Here is a 17,061-nt window from a genome sequence, read left to right on the forward strand (position 1 = left end):
TTGAAATTCGAGCCGCGCAGTATGCGACGAAACACAGCCTGTACGACAGACCAGCGACGCAGTTAAGCTGGCACTATCTTGTTGGAGCAACCTGCTGATGCTGACCCTCGGAAATATCTTCGTGCTGATGCTGCTCGCCACTGGCGGCGCATGGCTGTGGCACAACCACGGCTTGCGCGAGCGCGCGCTGGAACGGGTCAAGTTGCATTGCACAAAGCTCGGGATCGAGTTGCTGGACGGTAACGTGGCGCTGAAAAAGATCGCGTTCATCAAAGACGCCAACGACCGGCGGCGCCTGGCTCGTGTGTATAACTTCGAGTTCACCGTGACCGGCGAAACCCGCCACAACGGCACCATCACCCAGTTCGGCGCCCATAGCGCGCAGATCGAACTGGCGCCCTACCCTATGCCGTTCGACGACACCCCTGCGGTGGTCGACGTGGTGAAGCCTCGCGCTGAAGTGATCGAGCTGAGCCAGTGGCGGCAGGAACACACCAAGTGGCGTCCTTAACCCGACCGACAGTCGGCCAACGCTCTTTGCAGTGAATCAACATCCTGCGCCTCACCGAAAATCAGCTCGATCCGCGAATCCTGGCGCCATTCGCTGGGCTGCCATTCCAATGGCGAGTTATCCAGCGCATTCGCCGACACCCAGCCATCCAGGCTGTGGATAACCAGCTTCGCCCGCCGCCAGGCAATGCTTTCAAGCCACTGGCCAACGCGCGCCGCATCGAAGGTCTGCGTCGGATGCCAACGCCAGCCGACGCTCCAGCCGCCCTCCTGCGCCTGGCTCAAGCAAATCGGCAGCGCAGGATCGGTCCAGATGGCCGGCATTTGCGCCAAACCCTTGGGCACGACGAAGTTATCCACACCCACCATCGCCTGAGCGCCAAGCCCCGGTAGCTTGCTCAACGGCAAGAGCGCTTGCTGCGTCCAGTACAAAGGACGAGAAGGCAGTTGCGCGGCGATTCGCTGACGATCATTGAAATCGAGACCCTCCGCTTTGTTCAGCACCAACAAACCGGCACTGCTCAACGCCTCCAGTTGCGCCTCGGGCAATGGTTTGCCAGCGGCGAGCGCTTGGGCATCCAGAACCAGTACACAAGGCTGTACCGCCAGTACGCCTCGCCACGGCGCCTCACTCAATTGCCTGAGCAACTGCGCCGGGTGGCCCAATCCGGAAGGTTCGATGAACAGTCGATCCGGCCGCGCCTTGCGCAGCAACCGCCCGAGGCCAATCTGAAACGGTGCACCGTTCACGCAACACAAACAGCCCCCGGCCACTTCACCCAGTACGATACCATCGGCGTCCTGGGTCAGCAGCGCGGCATCGAGGCCGATCTGCCCGAACTCGTTGATCAGCACCGCCCAGCGCTCACCGATCGGTCGCTGTATCAGCAGGTGCTTGATCAGGCTGGTCTTGCCGGCACCCAACGGGCCGGCAATGACGTGAGTGGGAATGTTCTGCAACATGGTCGATGTTTTCTGAGGAGGTAATGAATGCGGTTGATGGGATTGTCGTTGTTCTTGGCGCTGTTTTCCGGCGAGGCGCTGGCTCAGGCTTGCGTGGTACATAGCACGGCTGAGCGACTTGACGTGAAAGTCTGCCAGCAGAACCGCAACATCCCGCAAAAGCTCTTCGCCGATGGATTCTGCCAACCGAATCTTCCCGGGCAGAAAGTCGAGGTGCAATACGTCGACCAATGCCCCACCGGTGCGTTCGGCGTATGCAGCAACGCCCAAGTCGCCAATATGCCTTACCGGCAGGATATTCACTATTACGGCGTGGCCACCGATGCGGCGTATCTGAAGCCGTTTTGCGAAGGCCAGAGCCAGGGCAACTGGCTCAAGCCTTAAGCCAGCCAATCCAGGGTCAGAATCAAACGGCGTTCGCCCGGCGCGGGTTGCGGCGAACGGTGAATCAGGCCGAAACCTTCGTTGCCGTGCCATTTCTCGCCTTTGAGCAGTGCCACTTCGCCGCTGGTGATTTGCTCGATCAGCGAATCCTCTGTGGGTTCGGCCGCAGGATTGCCCAAGTGCCGGCGATCCATCACCCCTTCTTTCAGCCACTGACTGCCGATACCGGAATACGTGGTGATCAACCGCACCGGCACATGATCGACGTGAAAGCGCGGGCACATGGCCTTGTCCAGGACTCGCACGCGCAAGCCTATGCGCTTGGCGCCCAGCAGACAGGCGAACGCGCTGACCAGCCATGACACGTCGGCATTGAAACCGGCATACCCTTCCAGATCGTTGAATCCTGAGGCCAATCCCTGCAGATCGGGTTCGGCGTCATCGCTGGACAATTCCAGGACCCGCGACTCAGCCAGCGGTTCGTTCAGGGACAGCAGCAAGCGCCCGAAATCACCGATGTGCGCCGGGAGCTGGCGCTGCCAAACGGCGAGGTTTACGCCGTCATCAAGAATTCGCGTCAGTGTCTGCGGCGTTTCACCTTGAACCTGATGAACGATCGTCTGCGGTTTCAGATTCGGCGCCAACATCAGGCGGCCACCTCTTCGTGCCACGGGCCGAACGGATCGGCCAGCAATCGCCAGCCTTCCACACCCAAGGCCATTTCATCATCGTTCAGCAGGCATGCGTCGAGTTCGGCGGTGAGCTGCGCGAAGTCGATGTTCTGGCCGATGAACACCAGTTCCTGGCGGCAATCGCCGGTGGCGGCGGTCCAGTTTTCCATGATCCCGGCCGTGCTTTCTTCGTCCTGCGGCCACTGGGTTTTCGGCACGAAACGCCACCAGCGTCCGGCGAAACCATGGCGCATCAAGCCACCCGCCTGGGACCAGCTACCGGCGTCCATGTGCTTGCTGGCGAGCCAGAAAAAACCTTTGGAACGCAGCAGCTTGCCGTTTACCCACGGCCGATCGATGAAGCTGAAAAAGCGCTGCGGATGAAACGGTCGGCGGGCTCGGTAGGCCGTCGAGGCGATGCCGTATTCCTCGGTTTCCGGCACGTGTTCGCCACGCAACTCCTGCAACCAGCCCGGCGCTTGAGCAGCTTTTTCAAAGTCGAAACGACCGGTGTTGAGGATTTTTTTCAGAGGAATCTCACCCATGACCATCGGGATGATTTCTGCCTGAGCGTTGAGGCGCTCAAGGATCGCGATCAGCTCCAGGCGCTCGCGGCTGCTGATCAAATCGATCTTGCTGATGAGGATCACGTCGGCGAATTCGATCTGCTCGATCAACAAATCGGTGATCGAGCGCTCGTCCTCTTCGCCCAATGTTTCACCGCGCGAAGCGAGGCTTTCGGCGGCCTGATAGTCGAGCAGGAAGTTCATGCCGTCGACCACCGTGACCATGGTGTCGAGTCGTGCGATGTCGGCCAGGCTCTGCCCTTGCTCATCACGGAAGGTGAAGGTTTCGGCCACGGGCAATGGCTCGGAGATGCCGGTGGATTCGATCAACAGGTAATCGAATCGCCCATCCCTCGCGAGTTTGCTGACTTCTTCGAGCAGATCTTCGCGCAGGGTGCAGCAAATGCAGCCGTTGCTCATCTCCACGAGTTTTTCTTCGGCACGGTTCAGGCTGACATCGCGCTGGACTTCGCTGCCATCGATGTTGATCTCGCTCATATCGTTGACGATTACGGCGACTCGCAGGTTCTCGCGGTTACGCAACACGTAGTTGAGCAGCGTACTTTTACCGGCGCCGAGAAAGCCCGACAGAACGGTCACGGGGAGACGATTGGGCATCAGGAATTCCTCACAGAGATACCCGATCGCAGTGTCGGGTTGATTTCAATGTTATAGTATAACAATGCAATCAAGCCAGCCCGCTCTTGCCCATAACAGCAAAGGGCACGATGCTGAAACCCGTCCACCCCGTGAGAATTCCCATGCGTATTGCCTTGAAATCAGCGCTGATAAGCCTCCCGCTGTTGTTCGCCGGAAACGCCTGGACGCAAGTGCCGAGCCTGGCCACATGCACTCGAAGCGCCAATCTGCTCGCTTGCGTGGATGCCGATGGCAATGCTTACAGCGTCAACACCGTCGGCAGCACGCTCTATTTGCGCGGCTTCGAAAGGGTGGGCAACCGCTATTGGGCGCAGACCAACAGCCGTTACGGACAGCTCACGTTCTTTACCGGTATCGCCTCTGATGGCGAAGCTTGGGTCGGCTACAACCGGCGGGTTGGCTGGACCACGATCAATCGCTTTTCCAGCTCCGGCGGCAGCAGCGCCAAGTTCACCTGCAGCCGGATAGCGGGCTGCTAGGCCTGCGCTTTTTTCTGCTGCTGTTGCCAGGCGATGTAACTGTTGAGCGGCGGATTCTTCTGAAAATAATGCTGCAACCCTTCAAACAATCCGTCAGCTACAGCCTGCTGATGGCGTGGAGTCACCAGTCGCTGGCTGTCGCGGGCGTTGGAAATGAAGCCGGTTTCCACCAGGATCGATGGCACGTCCGGGGACTTCAGCACCGCAAATCCTGCTTGTTCCACGCGCTTCTGATGCAGCGTGGTGATGCCCGCCAGACTGCCGAGAACCGTGCTGCCCAACTGCAAGCTCGCGGCGAGGGTGGCGTTCATCGACATGTCGAGAATCACCCCGGCGAGCATCGGGTCCTTGTCCTTGAGATTGAGCAGACTCGTAGCGCCCAGCAAGTCCGCGCCGTTCTCCCGCTGAGCCATGAAACGCGCCGTGGCCGAGGTGGCGCCTCCTTCCGACAAGCAATACACCGAGGCGCCTGAAGCGGTGAGACGCGGCGCTGCATCCGCATGCACCGAGATGAACATATCGGCGTTGTGCTTGCGGGCGATCTCGACCCGCTTGCGCAGCGGAACGAAGAAATCGTCGTTGCGCACCAGCTTCACGTCGAAGCCCTTCTCGCGCTTCAACCGCTTGGCCAACAGCTGGGCGATCGACAGAACGACGTCTTTCTCGCGCTCCCCTTTGGCACCCACCGCACCGGGGTCTTTGCCGCCGTGGCCCGGGTCGACCACCACGATGATGTCGCGTTTGGGGTGAGCCTTGTCGACGCTCGCCTCAGGCGCTATGGCAATGGGTAACGACGTTGCCGACTTCAGATCGAGCACCAGCCGATCGCCTTGGCCATCCTGCGGCGGCAGGAGAAAGCTGTTGAGCTGCACCGGGGCGCTGAGGTCGAGGACGATCCGCGTATCGCCCTGACCAAAATGCCCGGAGCGGATCGAACGGATGACCGTATTGCCAAGCGCCAACTGGCTGAAATCACCACTGAGGCTGGCACCCCGCAGATCGATGATCAGCCGCTCGGGCGCGCTGAGTGAAAAGGTTTTGTACTGTACCGGCCCGCTCAGATCGAATACCAAACGCAGCTTGTCATCGGAACGCCAAAGCCGCGCATTGCGAATCTGCGCGGCCGAAACACCAAAGGGTAAAGCGAAGGCCGCGCTGGCCAGTATCCAGTTGAGCAAGTGACGTCTGTGCATTTTGAGAGCCGCTCGTGAAAAAGGCGTAGTCGATTCTGATGTAATAACATAACATTAGAAACCGACTCCTACGATGGACCTGTTCATGAATGCGCTGACTCTGCCGGATATCGCCGCGCAGGCTTCACGCCAAGCCCTGCCACTCGACTGGGTGGGCATGTGCGGCATCGCCCTTCCTGTTTTGTTCGATGGCCAACGGCTAAGCGCAAAGGCGGACGCCGGCGTGAGCCTTGATGATGGAGAAGCACGCGGCATTCATATGTCCCGGCTGTATTTGGCGCTGGAAATGCTTGAACGTGAAAACCTGACACCCGCGCTTTTGCGGCGAGTCTTGCAACGTTTCCTCGACAGTCATGAAGGACTATCCAACACCGCCTACTTAAAAATTGATGCGGATTTACTGCTCAAAAGACCGGCGCTGATCAGCCCGTTGGCCGGCTGGAAAACGTATCCGGTGAGCATCGAAGCGCGTTTGAAAAACGCGATGTTCCACGTGGAACTAAAAATCGATGTTCCATATTCCTCAACGTGTCCGTGTTCAGCTGCACTTTCCCGACAATTGATTCAGCAACAGTTCGTCGACGACTTCGCCAACCAATCATTGCAACACGCCGATGTATTGGCTTGGCTAGGTTCCACAAAAGGCATCGTGGCGACGCCTCACAGCCAACGCAGCAATGCACATTTACGGCTGCGCTTGGACGATTATCTGGATGACCTGCCGCTGATCGCACTCATCAACGATGCAGAAGCAGCTCTCGGGACCGCCGTGCAAACCGCGGTGAAGCGCGCCGATGAACAAGCTTTCGCTCTGGCCAATGGTCAGAACCTGATGTTCTGTGAAGATGCTGCGCGCCGCTTGAATCTGGCCCTGAAACGCTCCCCCGGCATCAACGCCTTCCACATACGCGTCATCCACGCCGAAAGCCTTCACGCCCACGATGCCGTCGCCGAAAGCCGATGGAACTGGGAAGCGCCATGATCCGCTGCCAAGCATTGCGCTGGGGAGCACCTGGTCAACCGCTGACGCCACCTGTGGATTTTGCCTTACCCAGAGGAAGTCTGACGGCCGTGATCGGTGCCAATGGCTCCGGTAAAAGCAGCCTGCTAAAAGTAATCGCCGGACTGCAAAAGCCACTGGCTGGAAAAATCATCCTCGATGTTCCACGCAAGGGTTCGCTTTCTTTCCTGCCCCAGCAGCAACACTTGGACCGGCAATTCCCCATCAGCCTCCAAGAGTTGGTGGCAGCCGGTTTTTGGGGCAACCAACAATCACCAGCGCTACGCCGCCAACGCCTCAAAGCCGTGCTGGAAAACTGGTGCCTGAGCGGTTTGGAACAGCGCCCGTTGATGGCCCTTTCCGGTGGCGAATTACAGCGCGCCCTGCTCGCCCGATTGAGCCTCGCCGACACGCCGTTGCTGTTGCTCGACGAACCCCACGCCGCACTCGATGAGTTGGGCCAGTCGCTACTCTGGAAGCACATCCACGCCTGGCACGCCGAAGGTCGAACCCTGCTGGTCGTGTGCCATGACCTGGCCGCGGTTCGCCAACACATGCCTCAAAGCTTGCTGATCAAAAGCAGCGGCTGCGTACTTGGACCCAGTACCGAACTGATCCGTCAACAACCGCAAACACAGGTGGCTTGATGCTCGCTGCCGCTCAGCTTTGGCAACCGTTCCACGAGTTTGTATTCATGCGCCGGGCACTCTTGGGTGGATTGGTCCTGGCCTGCAGCACGGCTCCGCTGGGCGTGTTTCTGATCCTGAGACGCATGAGCCTGATCGGCGACGCAGTGGCTCACGGCATCCTGCCGGGTGCCGCGCTCGGCTTCTGGTTCGCCGGATTGAGTTTGCCGGCATTGACCTTCGGTGGCCTCGGCGCAGGCTTGAGCATGGCCGGACTCGCCGCCTGGATCACCCGCCGGACGGGGTTGCGCGAAGATGCGAGCCTCGCCGCGATCTACCCGATTTCCCTCGCCAGCGGCGTGCTGATCCTCGGCATCGCCGGCAAACGCCTGGACCTGCTTCACCTGTTATTCGGCTCGGCACTGGCGGTCGATGGGCCGACATTGACAGGCATGTTGTGGGTCTCCGGTGTCAGCCTGATCGCCATGGCGCTGATCTACAAACCGTTACTGCTGGACACCCTCGACCCGCTTTTCCTGCAAACCGTCAGCCGCCTCGGTCCCTTGGCACACGGCGTATTTCTGACCCTGGTGGTGCTGAACCTGGTGATCGGTTTCCAGGCCATCGGCGCGTTGATGGTGGTTGGGTTGATGATGTTGCCCGCCGCCGCATCGCGCTTCTGGAGTCGCCGTTTGCCAGTGTTGATCGCAATCGCCGCCCTGCTCGGCTGCCTCTCTGTGTGGCTCGGTTTGTTGCTGTCGTTCTACTACTCGCTGCCCAGCGGCCCGGCGATCGTGCTGGTGGCTGGCGGTTTGTATGTGCTGTCTGTGGTGTTCGGGCCGGTGCACGGTTTGCTGCGCCGCCCGCCTTTGTTCACATCCCAATGAGGTGCTTTCCGATGCGCGCTTTACTCGTGCTGTTCAGTCTGATGCTGTCGATGTCGATGTCGCTGTCCGCTGCGGAGAAACTTCAGGTGGTCACCAGCTTCAGCATCCTCGCCGACATGACTCATCAGGTCGGCGGCGAACATATCCACATCACTAACATGGTCGGTCCCGACGCCGATGCCCACACCTACGAGCCGACTCCGGACGATGCCAAAGCCTTGCTCAAGGCCCGACTCATCATCAAAAACGGTCTGGGATTCGAACCCTGGCTGGACCGTCTGGTGACCAGCACCGAGACCAAAGCCCCGGTCATCAGCGCGAGCCACGGCGTCATCCCACGCTCCCTGGATGAAGACGGCGAGACCGTTCCCGACCCTCACGCCTGGCACAACCTGGCCAACACCGAGTTGTACATCAGCAACATCACCAAAGCGCTGATCGCCGCCGATCCGGCGAACAAAGCCGACTACGAACGCAACAGCCAGGCCTACCTGAAACAGATCTACGCGCTGCTCGCCAAAGCCAAGGCCAAGCTTGGTTCGTTGCCACCAGGCAACCGCAAGATCGTCACTTCGCATGACGCCTTCGGTTATCTGGGCCAGGCCTACGGCATCGACTTCATGGCGCCGCAAGGCCTGTCCACGGAACGCGAACCTTCGGCCGCAGAAGTCGCAGCGCTGATCACTCAGATTCGCCAGGCCAAGGTTAAAGCGGTGTTCATGGAAAACATCAAGGATGCTCGCCTGCTCAAACAGATTGCCGACGAAAGCGGCGCGCACATCGGTGGCACGTTGTACTCCGACGCGCTCGCCGCAAGCGGTCCGGCGAGTACCTTTGCCGGCCTGTTTGAATACAACCTCAACACCCTCTACGACGCCTTGAGCAAGCCATGATTCGCAAGAACCCCTCAGGCGATTTGCCACTGATTGCGGAGTCCGCGTATGTGGATAAAACTGCAATCATCTGCGGCAAAGTGGTGATCGGCGAAAACGTGTTCGTCGGTCCATACGCCGTCATTCGGGCCGACGAAGTGGATGCGTCAGGCGAAATGGAACCGATCACCATCGGTGCCAATTCGAACATCCAGGATGGCGTGGTGATTCACTCCAAGTCCGGCGCGGCGGTGACCATTGGCGAGTTCAGTTCGATCGCTCATCGCTCCATCGTTCATGGCCCGTGCACCGTTGGCGACCGGGTGTTCATCGGGTTCAACAGCGTGTTGTTCAACTGCGCGGTCGGCGATGGCAGCGTGGTGCGGCACAATTCCGTGGTCGACGGTCGTGACTTGCCTGAGGATTTCTACGTGCCCTCCACCACTCGCATCGGGCCCCACACCGACCTCTCGCAGTTCCCGCCGGTGAGCGTCAGTGCCTCGGAGTTTTCTGAAGACGTGGCGCGCACCAACGTCGATCTGGTGCGCGGCTACAAAGCCCTGCAGAACGAGTTTTGACCATGAGCAGCGTGCTGATTCGCAATGCCAGATTGGTGAATGAAGGTCGGGAGTTCGAGGGTGACCTTCTGGTGAGCAACGGCCGGATCGTGAAGATTGCCAGCAGCATCGACGGGGAAAATGCCCACATCGAAATCGACGCGAAAGGGCAGTGGCTACTGCCGGGCATGATCGACGATCAGGTGCATTTTCGCGATCCCGGATCGCCGGATAAGGGCAGCGTTTACACGGAATCGCGGGCGGCCGTGGCGGGCGGTATCACCAGTTTCATGGACATGCCCAACACCAACCCGGCCACCCTGACCCTCGCGGCACTCGCCGACAAAAAACGTCGAGCGGCGATCAATTCTGTCGCCAACTATGGCTTTCACTTCGGCGTGAGCAACAACAATCTCGACACCGTCGCGGCGCTCAATCCCTGCGAAGTGGCTGGCGTAAAAGTATTCATGGGCGCCTCGACCGGCAACATGCTGGTGGACGATCCGCAGACGCTCGAACGTTTATTCGCCGAGGTGCCGACCCTTCTGCTGGCGCATTGTGAACACACGCCCAGCATCGAGGCCAATGCCGCGACGGTGCTTGAGCGTTTTGGAGAATACATTCCCGCCGCCGTCCATCCACTGATTCGCGACACCGAAGCCTGTTTTCGCTCCTCCTCAATGGCCGTGGACCTCGCTAAACGTCATGGCACGAGACTGCACGTTTTGCACCTGACCACAGCCCGCGAACTCGCTCTGTTCGAAGACAAGCCGCTGGCACAGAAACGCATTACCGCCGAAGTTTGCCTGCATCATTTGTTGTTCGATGATCGCGACTACCCGACCCTCGGCAACCTGATCAAGTGCAATCCGGCGATCAAAAGCCAGGCTGATCGTGATGCCTTGCGTCATGCCCTGTTAAGCAATCGACTGGACGTCATCGGTAGCGACCACGCGCCGCATACGTGGACGGAAAAACAACGGCCCTATACCCAGGCACCCTCCGGTCTGCCGTTGGTGCAACATGCCCTGCCGGCGTTAATGGAACTGGTGTTGGACGAAGTTCTGCCGATAACTACCCTCGTGGCCAAGACCAGTCACCGCGTGGCTGATCTGTTTGCCATTCCCGACCGCGGTTATCTGCGCGAAGGCTATTGGGCCGACCTTGTTCTGATCAAACCAGAGCCGGAAGGCGTAGCCGTTTCCAGGCAGCCAATCTTGTCGCAATGCGGCTGGACACCTTTCGCCCGCCAGCGGTTTCGCCACAGCGTCAGCACCACGATCGTCTCGGGGCAAATCGCCTGGCACGACCAACGTCTTAATGACAACTGCCAGGGTTTACCCCTACGGTTTATGCGCTAACGCGCGTTTATTGCACTCGAGAGCACCGACATGATTCACATCACCCTGAGCGATGGTTCATTGCGTGAATACGACCAACCGTTGTCGGTGTATGAGTTTGCCGCGAGCATCGGTGCCGGGCTGGCAAAAGCGGCCGTGGCCGGCCGGGTGGACGGTGTTCTGGTGGACTGTGAATTCATGATCGAGGCCGATGCCCGGGTCAGCATCGTTACGCCTCAAGAGCCCGATGGGCTGGAGATCTTGCGACGCTCCTGCGCCTTGATGCTGGCGGTGGCCATCAAGCAGCTCTATCCAAAAGCGCAATTGCAGACTGGATCGGCGCTGGGTGATGGCTTCTTTTATGAGTTTGCGTTCGAGCGTCTGTTAAATCTGGTCGACCTTGCCGCCATAGAAGCGCGCATGAGGACCCTGGCGGCCACCAACCATTCGATCCGGCGCCGCAAGCCGGTATCCGGATCGGCACCCACGCAGAGGTCATTGCCCTACCTCCTCGGGGATTTCGAATGTGTGTCATCGGGCCCGCACGTTCCCGCCACCCGAGTGTTGCAAGCATTCGCGCTCGATCACATCAGCGGCACCGCGCCGCAGCGGATCTATGGCACTTGCTGGAGCTGCCAACAGGAACTGGAAGACTGGCGATCGCCGCCGCACGTAATCATCGTCAGCATGGACGAGCGTCAAGCGGATTACGCACAGTCCGTGACCGAGGCCTTGCGCCGAAGCGGCGTGCGCGCTCGTGCGGATCTGCGCAATGAGAAAGTCCGCCACAAGATCCGCGAGCACAGTCAGCAAGTGCCCTATCTGGTGGTGATCGGCGAGAAAGAAAAAGCAGGCGGGTTTGTCAGTGTGCGCAGCCGCACCGGGGAAGATTTCGGCAGGATGGCTGTGGAGGCAGTGTGTGACTGGTTGAGGTCAATAGGCATTGCGAGGGTCTGAACTGACGCCATCGCGAGCAGGCTCGCTCCCACAGGATTCACACCGACCCTGTAGGAGCGAGCCTGCTCGCGATGCTTTTAAGCCCTAGGCTTAACGGTCCCGCAATCCTGGCCCAACCAAACCGCACGGGTATCAAGGCTACCCTTCTGCTGAAGGCCGGTCGCATTGAACGTGCCGTTGACCTTGGTGGTGAACTCACGATCACTGAGGAAAGTGGCGACACCCGCCCCCTGCGCTTTCGGACAGCTGAAGCGGAATTTCCACTGATTACCGCTGCGCTCAGTGATTTCCTGTTTGCAGCCCGATTGCGGATCCGTCAGCGGAATATTGTCTGACTTCACTTGCTCCGGCGTCAGACACGCCCGAATGCCTTTTCCGCCCATGGTGATGCCCTGCTTCTCCAGCTGCGCACGTTGTTGCGGGGTCATCTGGCCTTGCAACTGACCGAGGATCAACTGCAAATCCGGCAGGTTCTGGTCATCGACCTTCATGTTGCTCGTGGTCAATTCCCACAAACCTGGCTGCAGCATCTGCGCCTGAGCGGCCACAGGAAGTGCCAAACCAAAAGCCACGGCCAAACCCAGCAGACGAACGTTCATCGAGTAACTCCTGATCAGTAGTGGCCGTTAGACGTCAGCCAATGGCTTCGGTTCATGGGCCAATTAAATAGCGACATTCTGCACGGAACATGGTCTGTTAAGCATTGAATCTTCAGGAGCAAGGCTGCCCCATGGATTACTTTGGACCGCACATTTTCGGCTACATGATTGCACTGCTTCATACGCTGGGCCTGATAGCAGCCATCCACGCCGTACTCACCGTCCGGACCGCCCAGGGATCCATCGCCTGGGCCCTGTCGTTGATCTTCATGCCTTACCTCACGCTTATCCCGTACCTGGTCTTCGGCCGCAGCACCTTCGATGGCTACATCCAGGCGCGGCGCCAGGCCAACGAGGAGATGCGCAAGGCCATCTCCGAGCTCAACTGGCGGCCCTGGGTAGAAGAAGCGCTGACCGCTCGTGCTTCCAGTGCATACGCCTCCCTGAGAGCGATGCCGAAACTGGGGCGCATGCCGTGCCTGGCGAACAACGAAGTGCGTTTGCTGATCAACGGCCAAGCCACCTTCGACGCGATTTTCGAAGCCATCGACAACGCAAAGGAAGCGGTGCTGATTCAATTCTTCATCATCCACGACGACCGCCTCGGCCAGCGCCTGCAAACCCTGCTGTTGAAGAAAGCCGCCGAAGGCGTGGCAATCCACTTGCTGTACGACCGCATCGGCAGCCATTCCCTGCCCCATAGTTACGTGCAACCGTTGCGTGATGGCGGCGTCGAGGTCAAAGCCTTCGCCACCCGCAGCGGCTGGCTCAACCGCTTCCAGGTCAACTTCCGCAATCACCGCAAGATCGTCGTGGTCGACGGCATTCTGGGCTTTGTCGGCGGGCATAACGTCGGCGACGAATACATGGGCGAGAAACCACCGTTGGCACCCTGGCGTGACACCCACGTCCGCGTGCGCGGGCCGGTGGTGGCCTGCATGCAGGAATCGTTTGCCGAAGACTGGTTCTGGGCGGCGCGGTCGTTACCACCGCTGATCCTGCCGGACGTGTACCCGGACGACGGTGTGCTCTGCCAATTGCTCGCCAGTGGCCCGGCCGATTCCTACGAAACCTGTTCGTTGTTCTTCGTCGAAGCCATCCATGCGGCGACAGAACGGGTGTGGATCACCAGCCCTTACTTCATTCCCGACGAAGCGGTGTTCGCGGCGTTGAGACTGGCGGTGCTGCGCGGCGTGGATGTGCGGCTGCTGCTGCCATCACGACCGGACCACCGAATCGTCTACGCGGCCTCAAGTCTCTACGCCTTCGAAGCGGTACGCGCAGGCGTGCGAGTGTTTCGTTACCAGCCGGGTTTCCTGCATCAGAAAGTGGTGTTGATCGACAGCGAAATCAGCGCGATTGGCAGCGCCAACCTAGACAACCGTTCGTTCCGGCTGAATTTTGAAGTGATGCTGCTGACCGTCGACAGCGCGTTCGCCGCCGAGGTGGAACAGATGCTCAACGATGACTTCGCCCAGGCCCACGAGATCGCCAAAGAAGAAAGCCGGGAGACCCGCCGCCTGCAACAGGTCGGCATGCGGATCGCCCGGCTTATTTCGCCGATTCTCTAAAGGTAGATGTCGTCTCGCGTCCAAGGCAGTTCATGGCTGCCATCGGCGTGGGCTTTCACCGCGAGGATCTGGTGCAGGTTGATCCAGCCTCTGGCGAACGCATAGGCGCATCCCGCCAGGTACAACCGCCAGATCCGCAGCGCCTGTTCCGGAACCAGTTTTGAAGCCGCTTCCAGATTGTCCTCCAGGCGTTCGCTCCAATGGTCCAGGGTGCGCGCGTAGTGCAGTCGCAGACTCTCGACGTCGACGATCTCCAGCCCCGCTTCGCTGATCTCGGCGGAGATCATCGACAGGTGCGGTAACTCGCCGTTGGGGAACACATACTTCTCGATGAACTCCCCGGCACCGCGTCCCACGGGTCGGCCATCAGTGTGCTTGGCGGTGATCCCGTGGTTCATCACCAGACCGCCCTCTTTCACTGCGCCGAACAAGGTCTTGCAATACTCGGCCAGGTTGGCGTGGCCGACGTGTTCGAACATGCCGACGCTGACCACTTTGTCGAAGCGCCCGTCCTGAGGCAAATCGCGGTAGTCGAGCAATTGCAGTTCAACCAAATCGTCCAGGCCTTCGGCGGTGACTCTTTCACGGGCCAGGGCCAGTTGCTCTTTACTCAGAGTAATCCCGAACACTTTGGCGCCGAACTCACGGGCCGCAAAGCGGGCCAGCCCTCCCCAACCGCAACCGACATCCAGCAGGTATTCGCCGGGTTGCAGCCGCAGCTTGCGGCACAGGTGGCGGAATTTGGCTTGCTGGGCTTGCTCCAGCGTTTCACTGCCGGTCTCGAAATAGGCGCAGGAATACGCCATGTCGCTGTCGAGCCATAGCTGGTAAAACGCGTTGGAAAGGTCGTAGTGGTAGGAAATCGCCTTCGCGTCGGTTTCCTTGTCGTGGACGGTGCGCACAGGCTGACTGTCGTCGTCCTCGCTCAACAACGCCTGGCTCCATTCATCACAGACGCGGATCACGTCGCTGATGGAGCCTTCGAGTTCAAGCTTGCCTTCGACAAACGCCGCTCCGAGCGCGTCCAGGCTTGGGTGGGTGAACTGGGTAACCATTTGTGGGTCCTTGACCACAATAGTGACGCTGGGCGCCGGCCCCAGGTTGAATTCATGGCCGTCCCAGAGTCGCAGGCGTAGCGGTAACTGCAGATTCTGTAAGGCCGGTGGAAGTTGCGCGAGCATGGAAAATCCCCCCTTGTTTCAGACGTCTGATGTGAGGTTAGACCATCCTGGAAAAATAGCTGGCTATCGATTTAATAGCCGTTTTCTATGATTCGCGGCGCTGTAACCAACCGTCATGAATCCACTGTTTCAGCCATGTAACAGCTTGAAGTGGTGCACCCTCACCATAGATGACTGCTAATTCGGAACACAGTTCAGCAAAACTCCAGCCGTGCTGAAACATACCTTTTAGAGCGGTTGCCTCGGCAGATTCGAGACTCCGGTAGTGACAAACCAATTCGCTGCGCCAGATGGCGACAACCTGGTGCGCCTCCAATGCTGTGCTCCCTGGAAACGCGGTTTCATCCTTCACTGCTCGCCACAGTGCGACGCTGTTGAAAGCACATTCCAACCACTGCACGGTGGTACCGGGACAGACTCGCAACATCGGCCAGTCTTGCTGTGGCAAAGTGGCCATGTCCTGCATCGTCAGCGGTCGGGAATCAGGTGCGTCAAACGCCAGGGTGAAAGCCCACTCAAGCGCGGCTAACTCGGCAAGTGCAGCACTCTGTTCAGGTACCAGGTGCTGACGGATGAACATTTCAAAACCTTTACCGAGCCACCTCAAACTGAAATGCGTTGAGGGTGACTGGCGAATGTAAGCCGCGGCGAGCTGTGCGAATTCATCGTCGCCCAACCAATGCCAGATGGCCGGATAGTCCCCACGCAACACTTCCTGAAGCCGCGCCTGATAGGCGTTGTGATAGATCGCCAAGCCAGTATTTACATCGAGTGTCGGGCCGCCGATCAGGCTTGCTCCCAGCTTGGGATCGGCTATTGCCCGCTCCCCTGACAGGTAATCCTCAAAGGCCAGTTGCCAATCGTTCAGACGCATTTCAGTCTCCGGGCCAGCACGCTATCGCCTAGCTCCCGGACCTTTTGCAATTCAGTCAGCAGTTCTGCAAAAGGCGGGAGGTGATCATCGCGTTCCAGAAGCGTGGCGACCGGGCCGAGGTGTTCGAGGGTTTTTTGATAGAGCGTCCAGACCGAATCACTCACGGGCTGATCATGGGTGTCGATCACGTAATGTCCGTAATCGCTGTGCCCTGCCAGGTGCAGTTGGCGAATCTTGTTCGCCGGCAAACCTTGGATGAACGTCCACGGATCGAAGCCGTGATTGCGCGAACTCACATAGACATTGTTCACGTCCAGCAACAGCTCGCAGTCGCTCAGTCGGCTGAGGGCTTCAAGAAACTCCCACTCGCTGAAATCGTCGCCAGCGCTACGCACATAACTGGAGACATTCTCCAGCACCAACGGCCGCTGCAAAACGTCCTGAACCTGTCGCACTCGGCCCGCCACGTAATGAAGGCTTTCCTCGGTGTAAGGCAACGGCAACAGATCATGAAGCTGATGAGCGTTGCCGCGGCTCCAGCACAGGTGATCGGAGATCCACGCGGGTCTCACTCGCTCAGCCAATAATTTGAGTTGATTCAGATAGTCTGGATCGAGGGCGTGAGGCCCGCCGATGGACAACGACACGCCATGCATCACCACCGGATAACGCTCGGCAATGGCGTCGAGGTAGTACAAGGCTTTGCCGCCCTGAACCATGAAGTTTTCGGAGACGACTTCGAACCAGTCAACGGGGGGCGACTGCTCGAGAATCTGTTGGTAGTAAGCACTGCGCAAACCCAGGCCGTAGCCCAGGCAAGGAAGGGATGCAGACATTTTGCGGACTCCTCGCAAAGTGGCCGCAGTGGCGCAAACCACTGCGGCGGCATGCAGTAGTCGATTACTCGCCGACCTTGCCACCTGCTTTCACACACTCGGTCTGAGTCATTGCCTTGAAGCCGTGACCTTTGCAAACACCCTGGCCCTTGCAGGCATTTTCAGCAGTCTTGCAATCGTTCATGCCTTTGCAAGAAGTCACGCCGTAGCAATGAACCTGAGCAGTGTCCGCGGCTTGGGCCTGAGTGGCGACACCGGCAAACAGGGTGGCAGCAGCGAAGGCGAGAGCAGCACCGGCGGTGGCGTTTTTGAAGTTCATTTTTATATCCTCGGTA

At 59.1% G+C, this 17,061-nt stretch carries 20 protein-coding genes; 11 read left to right on the forward strand and 9 right to left on the reverse strand.

Going from position 1 to position 17,061, the window contains the following annotated elements; translation table 11 throughout:
- Window positions 1–97: 97 nt before the first annotated feature.
- Window positions 98–511, forward strand: a complete 414-nt coding sequence (locus ACA053_RS29140; RefSeq protein ID WP_109626861.1) for a DUF3301 domain-containing protein — start codon at window positions 98–100, stop codon at window positions 509–511.
- Here ACA053_RS29140 and ACA053_RS29145 read toward each other — a convergent pair.
- Window positions 508–1,473 carry a CobW family GTP-binding protein gene (locus ACA053_RS29145; RefSeq protein ID WP_497394248.1) on the reverse strand — a complete coding sequence of 322 codons (966 nt, stop codon included), beginning with the start codon at window positions 1,471–1,473 and terminating at the stop codon, window positions 508–510. The two genes, ACA053_RS29140 and ACA053_RS29145, sit on opposite strands and share 4 nt — an antisense overlap.
- 27 nt (window positions 1,474–1,500) lie before the next feature.
- Here ACA053_RS29145 and ACA053_RS29150 point away from each other — a divergent pair, with 27 nt between their 5' ends.
- Window positions 1,501–1,857 carry an NADH:ubiquinone oxidoreductase gene (locus tag ACA053_RS29150; RefSeq protein ID WP_109626865.1) on the forward strand — a complete coding sequence of 119 codons (357 nt, stop codon included), beginning with the start codon at window positions 1,501–1,503 and terminating at the stop codon, window positions 1,855–1,857.
- Here the strand turns inward: ACA053_RS29150 and ACA053_RS29155 are convergent.
- Window positions 1,854–2,504: a DUF1826 domain-containing protein gene (locus ACA053_RS29155; protein WP_497394249.1), complete on the reverse strand. Its 651-nt coding sequence runs from the start codon at window positions 2,502–2,504 to the stop codon at window positions 1,854–1,856. The genes ACA053_RS29150 and ACA053_RS29155 overlap by 4 nt on opposite strands.
- Entirely contained in the window at window positions 2,504–3,712 is a 1,209-nt protein-coding gene (gene zigA / locus ACA053_RS29160; protein WP_497314611.1) for a zinc metallochaperone GTPase ZigA, read from the reverse strand. The genes ACA053_RS29155 and zigA overlap by 1 nt, the downstream gene beginning before the upstream one ends.
- 143 nt (window positions 3,713–3,855) lie before the next feature.
- On the opposite strand from zigA, the gene ACA053_RS29165 reads away from it, so the two are divergent.
- A complete protein-coding gene (locus ACA053_RS29165) occupies window positions 3,856–4,233 on the forward strand; it encodes a glutamine synthetase (protein WP_497394250.1) in 378 nt (125 codons plus the stop codon).
- Here ACA053_RS29165 and ACA053_RS29170 read toward each other — a convergent pair.
- Window positions 4,230–5,426, reverse strand: coding sequence for an N-acetylmuramoyl-L-alanine amidase (locus tag ACA053_RS29170; protein ID WP_497394251.1), 1,197 nt, complete (start codon window positions 5,424–5,426; stop codon window positions 4,230–4,232). The two genes, ACA053_RS29165 and ACA053_RS29170, sit on opposite strands and share 4 nt — an antisense overlap.
- Window positions 5,427–5,511: 85 nt before the next feature.
- On the opposite strand from ACA053_RS29170, the gene folE2 reads away from it, so the two are divergent.
- The 7 genes from folE2 to ACA053_RS29205 are packed head-to-tail and all read left to right on the forward strand — an operon-like array spanning window position 5,512 to window position 11,665.
- Window positions 5,512–6,408: a GTP cyclohydrolase FolE2 gene (gene folE2, locus ACA053_RS29175; protein ID WP_109626875.1), complete on the forward strand. Its 897-nt coding sequence runs from the start codon at window positions 5,512–5,514 to the stop codon at window positions 6,406–6,408.
- The gene (locus ACA053_RS29180; protein WP_109626876.1) at window positions 6,405–7,073 is read left to right on the forward strand and encodes a metal ABC transporter ATP-binding protein; all 669 of its coding nucleotides are present in this window, start codon (window positions 6,405–6,407) and stop codon (window positions 7,071–7,073) included. Before folE2 ends, ACA053_RS29180 begins: the two co-directional genes overlap by 4 nt.
- On the forward strand, window positions 7,073–7,939 hold the full coding sequence (locus ACA053_RS29185; RefSeq protein ID WP_109626878.1) for a metal ABC transporter permease: 867 nt from the start codon (window positions 7,073–7,075) through the stop codon (window positions 7,937–7,939). Before ACA053_RS29180 ends, ACA053_RS29185 begins: the two co-directional genes overlap by 1 nt.
- An 11-nt stretch (window positions 7,940–7,950) precedes the next feature.
- Window positions 7,951–8,832: a metal ABC transporter substrate-binding protein gene (locus ACA053_RS29190; protein ID WP_497394253.1), complete on the forward strand. Its 882-nt coding sequence runs from the start codon at window positions 7,951–7,953 to the stop codon at window positions 8,830–8,832.
- A complete protein-coding gene (locus ACA053_RS29195) occupies window positions 8,829–9,389 on the forward strand; it encodes a gamma carbonic anhydrase family protein (RefSeq protein WP_109626881.1) in 561 nt (186 codons plus the stop codon). The genes ACA053_RS29190 and ACA053_RS29195 overlap by 4 nt, the downstream gene beginning before the upstream one ends.
- 2 nt (window positions 9,390–9,391) lie before the next feature.
- Window positions 9,392–10,729 carry a dihydroorotase gene (locus ACA053_RS29200; RefSeq protein WP_497394254.1) on the forward strand — a complete coding sequence of 446 codons (1,338 nt, stop codon included), beginning with the start codon at window positions 9,392–9,394 and terminating at the stop codon, window positions 10,727–10,729.
- A 30-nt stretch (window positions 10,730–10,759) separates the two neighbouring features.
- On the forward strand, window positions 10,760–11,665 hold the full coding sequence (locus tag ACA053_RS29205) for a His/Gly/Thr/Pro-type tRNA ligase C-terminal domain-containing protein (RefSeq protein ID WP_497314626.1): 906 nt from the start codon (window positions 10,760–10,762) through the stop codon (window positions 11,663–11,665).
- Window positions 11,666–11,742: 77 nt separating this feature from the next.
- Here the strand turns inward: ACA053_RS29205 and ACA053_RS29210 are convergent, their stop codons facing one another.
- Window positions 11,743–12,264, reverse strand: a complete 522-nt coding sequence (locus ACA053_RS29210) for a DUF3617 domain-containing protein (protein WP_461978026.1) — start codon at window positions 12,262–12,264, stop codon at window positions 11,743–11,745.
- A 131-nt stretch (window positions 12,265–12,395) separates the two neighbouring features.
- Between ACA053_RS29210 and cls the strand changes: the two genes are divergently transcribed.
- Window positions 12,396–13,835, forward strand: coding sequence for a cardiolipin synthase (cls, locus tag ACA053_RS29215; RefSeq protein WP_497394255.1), 1,440 nt, complete (start codon window positions 12,396–12,398; stop codon window positions 13,833–13,835).
- On the opposite strand, the gene cfaB is transcribed toward cls, so the two are convergent.
- The 4 genes from cfaB to bufA2 all read right to left on the reverse strand — a co-directional run bounded on the left by cfaB (window position 13,832) and on the right by bufA2 (window position 17,045).
- Window positions 13,832–15,016, reverse strand: a complete 1,185-nt coding sequence (gene cfaB / locus ACA053_RS29220) for a C17 cyclopropane fatty acid synthase CfaB (protein ID WP_109626891.1) — start codon at window positions 15,014–15,016, stop codon at window positions 13,832–13,834. The genes cls and cfaB overlap by 4 nt on opposite strands.
- A gap of 85 nt (window positions 15,017–15,101) precedes the next feature.
- Window positions 15,102–15,890, reverse strand: a complete 789-nt coding sequence (locus ACA053_RS29225) for an HvfC/BufC family peptide modification chaperone (protein WP_497394257.1) — start codon at window positions 15,888–15,890, stop codon at window positions 15,102–15,104.
- Window positions 15,881–16,726, reverse strand: a complete 846-nt coding sequence (gene bufB, locus ACA053_RS29230; protein WP_497314629.1) for an MNIO family bufferin maturase — start codon at window positions 16,724–16,726, stop codon at window positions 15,881–15,883. Before bufB ends, ACA053_RS29225 begins: the two co-directional genes overlap by 10 nt.
- 64 nt (window positions 16,727–16,790) lie before the next feature.
- Window positions 16,791–17,045 carry a BufA2 family periplasmic bufferin-type metallophore gene (bufA2, locus tag ACA053_RS29235; protein WP_109626897.1) on the reverse strand — a complete coding sequence of 85 codons (255 nt, stop codon included), beginning with the start codon at window positions 17,043–17,045 and terminating at the stop codon, window positions 16,791–16,793.
- Between the last annotated feature and the right edge of the window lie 16 nt (window positions 17,046–17,061).

It is taken from the genome of Pseudomonas sp. LBUM1672, assembly GCF_059695655.1.

What these genes read in the sequence shown, in the direction of transcription:
- ACA053_RS29170 (WP_497394251.1), bottom strand. Translation starts at nt 5,426, where the DNA reads ATGCACAGACGTCACTTGCTCAACTGGATACTGGCCAGCGCGGCCTTC.
- zigA (WP_497314611.1), bottom strand. Translation starts at nt 3,712, where the DNA reads ATGCCCAATCGTCTCCCCGTGACCGTTCTGTCGGGCTTTCTCGGCGCC.
- ACA053_RS29205 (WP_497314626.1), top strand. Translation starts at nt 10,760, where the DNA reads ATGATTCACATCACCCTGAGCGATGGTTCATTGCGTGAATACGACCAA.
- ACA053_RS29185 (WP_109626878.1), top strand. Translation starts at nt 7,073, where the DNA reads ATGCTCGCTGCCGCTCAGCTTTGGCAACCGTTCCACGAGTTTGTATTC.
- ACA053_RS29195 (WP_109626881.1), top strand. Translation starts at nt 8,829, where the DNA reads ATGATTCGCAAGAACCCCTCAGGCGATTTGCCACTGATTGCGGAGTCC.
- bufB (WP_497314629.1), bottom strand. Translation starts at nt 16,726, where the DNA reads ATGTCTGCATCCCTTCCTTGCCTGGGCTACGGCCTGGGTTTGCGCAGT.
- ACA053_RS29140 (WP_109626861.1), top strand. Translation starts at nt 98, where the DNA reads ATGCTGACCCTCGGAAATATCTTCGTGCTGATGCTGCTCGCCACTGGC.
- ACA053_RS29210 (WP_461978026.1), bottom strand. Translation starts at nt 12,264, where the DNA reads ATGAACGTTCGTCTGCTGGGTTTGGCCGTGGCTTTTGGTTTGGCACTT.
- ACA053_RS29200 (WP_497394254.1), top strand. Translation starts at nt 9,392, where the DNA reads ATGAGCAGCGTGCTGATTCGCAATGCCAGATTGGTGAATGAAGGTCGG.
- ACA053_RS29165 (WP_497394250.1), top strand. Translation starts at nt 3,856, where the DNA reads ATGCGTATTGCCTTGAAATCAGCGCTGATAAGCCTCCCGCTGTTGTTC.
- ACA053_RS29225 (WP_497394257.1), bottom strand. Translation starts at nt 15,890, where the DNA reads ATGCGTCTGAACGATTGGCAACTGGCCTTTGAGGATTACCTGTCAGGG.
- ACA053_RS29145 (WP_497394248.1), bottom strand. Translation starts at nt 1,473, where the DNA reads ATGTTGCAGAACATTCCCACTCACGTCATTGCCGGCCCGTTGGGTGCC.
- ACA053_RS29180 (WP_109626876.1), top strand. Translation starts at nt 6,405, where the DNA reads ATGATCCGCTGCCAAGCATTGCGCTGGGGAGCACCTGGTCAACCGCTG.
- cfaB (WP_109626891.1), bottom strand. Translation starts at nt 15,016, where the DNA reads ATGCTCGCGCAACTTCCACCGGCCTTACAGAATCTGCAGTTACCGCTA.
- ACA053_RS29190 (WP_497394253.1), top strand. Translation starts at nt 7,951, where the DNA reads ATGCGCGCTTTACTCGTGCTGTTCAGTCTGATGCTGTCGATGTCGATG.
- ACA053_RS29155 (WP_497394249.1), bottom strand. Translation starts at nt 2,504, where the DNA reads ATGTTGGCGCCGAATCTGAAACCGCAGACGATCGTTCATCAGGTTCAA.
- ACA053_RS29150 (WP_109626865.1), top strand. Translation starts at nt 1,501, where the DNA reads ATGCGGTTGATGGGATTGTCGTTGTTCTTGGCGCTGTTTTCCGGCGAG.
- cls (WP_497394255.1), top strand. Translation starts at nt 12,396, where the DNA reads ATGGATTACTTTGGACCGCACATTTTCGGCTACATGATTGCACTGCTT.
- folE2 (WP_109626875.1), top strand. Translation starts at nt 5,512, where the DNA reads ATGAATGCGCTGACTCTGCCGGATATCGCCGCGCAGGCTTCACGCCAA.
- bufA2 (WP_109626897.1), bottom strand. Translation starts at nt 17,045, where the DNA reads ATGAACTTCAAAAACGCCACCGCCGGTGCTGCTCTCGCCTTCGCTGCT.